1 protein-coding gene is annotated in these 3,339 nt (G+C 35.5%); it reads left to right on the top strand.

Annotated features, from left to right (window positions below; all coding sequences use genetic code 11):
• Nucleotides 1-1,240: 1,240 nt before the first annotated feature.
• On the top strand, nt 1,241-2,512 hold the full coding sequence (locus tag LNTAR_RS24505) for an ISL3 family transposase (protein WP_238527699.1): 1,272 nt from the start codon (nt 1,241-1,243) through the stop codon (nt 2,510-2,512).
• Nucleotides 2,513-3,339 lie beyond the last annotated feature (827 nt).

Here is a 3,339-nt window from a genome sequence, read left to right as displayed (position 1 = left end):
ATTATAAATAATAAAGTTCACAATTAAAAACTAACACATGTACATAAACCATTGATGCCTAAATTTTTACACTTCAAGATGAGTCTATAATACAAATGGCAATGCTCAAAATCCACAATAAATTGCTTAATAAGTACAAAATATTTTGGAGGGGGTCTTTAAAACAAAGTTTCAAAAACAGTAAAGGATTACATAATTACTCATAAAGCGGGGCAAAGCCCCTGATAGCTTGGTCCAGGATTGGCAAAGCCTTGCTGGGGGAGCACGAGGGGGACAGCGTCCTTCTCGTATGCGCAGCATCATGCCCTCTAATCTACTTAATCGTGAAGGATTATGAATAACATTCTATGGCCTTGCTTCAGAACTCATATGTTTATTTCATCTATTTATATCCTGGTTCTCACAAACCAGGCTGAGCTATTCCATTCCTTCGGAATTCAGAAGCCGTATATTACCTTATAATATGAAATAATTACCCATTTGACTCTGTGTGTGGCTGTATTTCTCGCCAAGACGCAAAGACGCCAAGTTGTAAAACACTTTACTTATATTTAAGAAAGCTTAAATAACTGCCCACAGAACTATCAGATTGATTCAGATAAAAAACTTAGTTTCTTGGCGCCTTCGCGAGAGCTAATTTTATTTAACTTATTATCACCTAATGAATAATTACCCATTTGATTCTTCGTGTGGCTGTATTTCTCGCCAAGACGCAAAGACGCCAAGTGATAGCTTAGATTTGTTTAAACTTTTCCAAAAAGCTTAAAGAACTGCCTTTAACTCTATAAAATTAACTCAGATAAAAAACTTAGGTTCTTGGCGCCTTCGCGTGATAAAAATTAAAAGTATACTCATCATCACCTATTAATTAAGATCTATGGCGTTCCTTCAGAACTCATATGTTTATTTCATCAATTTGTATCCTGGTTCTCACAAACCAGGCTGAGCTATTCCATTCCTTCGGAATTCAGAAGCCGTATATTACCTTATAATATGAATTATTACACATTTGATTCTTTGTGTGGCTGTATTTCTCGCCAAGACGCAAAGACGCCAAGTGATAGCTTAGATTTGTTTAAACTTTTCCAAAAAGCTTAAAGAACTGCCCACAGAACTATCAGATTAAATCAGATAAAAAACTTAGTTTCTTGGCGCCTTCGCGAGAGCTAATTGGTTCTTTCTCATTTTTTGTGGATAGATGCTCCAAGGAGTATTGTTAAGCTTATCAAAATAGGAGCTAATGATGACCGAACAACTTTTTGCAGAAATGTTAAATCTCGGGGATAAATGGGAAGTTAGTAAACTAGAAGTTTTGGCAGAGCAATCATGTATTGAAGTGACAATTAAAGATACAGCTAAACTTTTAGAAGGTATGGAATGCCCTTGTTGTAAGAGAACCGATTTAATTATAAAAGATCATGCAAATGAAAGGCTATGGGATCATCTACAAATGTGGACTTATAAAACTGTATTAAAATGCCGATTGCCTCGTGCCCTTTGTAAATCCTGTAAAAAAACGTGGACAATTCGAGCTCCTTGGGAAGGTGTCAATAAACATTCCAGTAAAGACTTTGAGGCATTAGCCTTGACCCTCATGCGTCATATGCCCGTGTCAAAAGTAGGTAAATTAATGAAAGTTGATGATCAAAAATTATGGAGGATTCTAAGAGTATATATTGATAAAGAACGGGCCAAACTTGACTGGAGTGAACTCACGAGAATTGGAGTAGATGAGTTGAGTATCGCAAAAGGTCATCGTTATGTAAGTGTTTTTGTGGATATGGAAAACCATAGTGTTCTATTCGCTGCAGACGGCAAAGATGCACAAGTTTTTGAACAATTCACCGAGGAACTTTACCTGAAAGACGGTCACCCTCATGCAATTACTGAAGTTAGCATGGATATGAGTCCCTCTTATAAAAGTGGCGTTGATTCAAATATGCGCAATGCTCGTAAAGTATTTGACTACTTCCATATTGCACAAAACTTAAACAAAGCAATTGGCAAAGTTTGTTCCAGAGAGCGCCGTACAAAAGGTGATATTCGAAACCTCCTAAAAAAGCCTCGTTTATTTCAAAAGAACAGAGACAAACTCAAGGAAAAAGATCAGCAAACTATAGAAAAATTAAAAGAGCTGAACACTGCAACAGCCATGGCATACCAAATGCGCTTAAGTCTCCAAGATATTTTTAAAACGAAGTCCGAAATCAAAGCTTTGTTAGGGTTAAAAGCATGGATATCTTGGGTTCATAATGAAGCTGAAAAAGAAATGTGGAAATACTTTTTAAACCCTCTAAAGAAATTTGCCGAATCTCTTACAAAACATTTTGATGGAATTATTGCTCGATGGAGGCACGGAACAAGTAATGCTGTATTGGAAGGAATTAATTCCGTTTTCTCAGCAGTTAAAAGACGGGCCAGAGGGTTTAGATCTAAAGAATATCTAAAAATGATGCTCTATTTCACTAAAGGAAATTTAACTGGGATACCAAACCTCATCCCCTCAAAGTGAGAAAGAACCAGCTAATTTTATTTAACTTATTATCACCTAATGAATAATTACCCATTTGATTCTTCGTGTGGCTGTATTTCTCGCCAAGACGCAAAGACGCCAAGTGATAGCTTAGATTTGTTTAAACTTTTCCAAAAAGCTTAAAGAACTGCCTTTAACTCTATAAAATTAACTCAGATAAAAAACTTAGTTTCTTGGCGCCTTCGCGAGAGCTAATTTTTATTTAACTTATGAGATGAGCTCTGAATTATTACCCATTTGATTCTTTGTGTGGCTGTATTTCTCGCCAAGACGCGAAGACGCCAAGTTGTAAAACACTTTACTTATATTTCCAGAGAGCTTAAATAACTGCCCACAGAACTATCAGATTAACTCAGATAAAAAACTTAGTTTCTTGGCGCCTTCGCGAGAGATGATTTTTTTAATTTATTAGATGAGCTATACCTTAAGAAACAGGATAATCGCATGAAAATAGAACTACATAAAAAGTAAAGTTGACGAAAAAAATATACGAAAAACGTAATAAAATGTGGATTAGGCTAATTATGTAATTAATTAACAAAACCTTAATTTTTATATAAGATATTGATTTATATAGTTTTACAATTACACATGAGTGTGAACTGAAATTAAAGAAGCAAAAGACATTGACAGCTTAGAGAAAAGTAGATATTATCAGCTCCAATCAAACAAAAAAATGGAGTTACACAATGAAAAAATCAACAGTCCCAGTAAGGCTCCTTCAATTAAAAAAGGTGATTCACTCAGCAAGTCTGCACGATAGGTTCTCACGAAAACATTTATTGCCGTAAGCACTATGAGGCACC

The organism is Lentisphaera araneosa HTCC2155 (genome assembly GCF_000170755.1).
GTDB classification, from domain to species: Bacteria; Verrucomicrobiota; Lentisphaeria; order Lentisphaerales; family Lentisphaeraceae; genus Lentisphaera; species Lentisphaera araneosa.
This window is presented reverse-complemented; position numbering and strand designations above follow the sequence as displayed.

Bases quoted from the DNA above. Each gene is read 5' to 3' on its own strand.
- LNTAR_RS24505 (WP_238527699.1), top strand. From the start codon at position 1,241: ATGATGACCGAACAACTTTTTGCAGAAATGTTAAATCTCGGGGATAAA.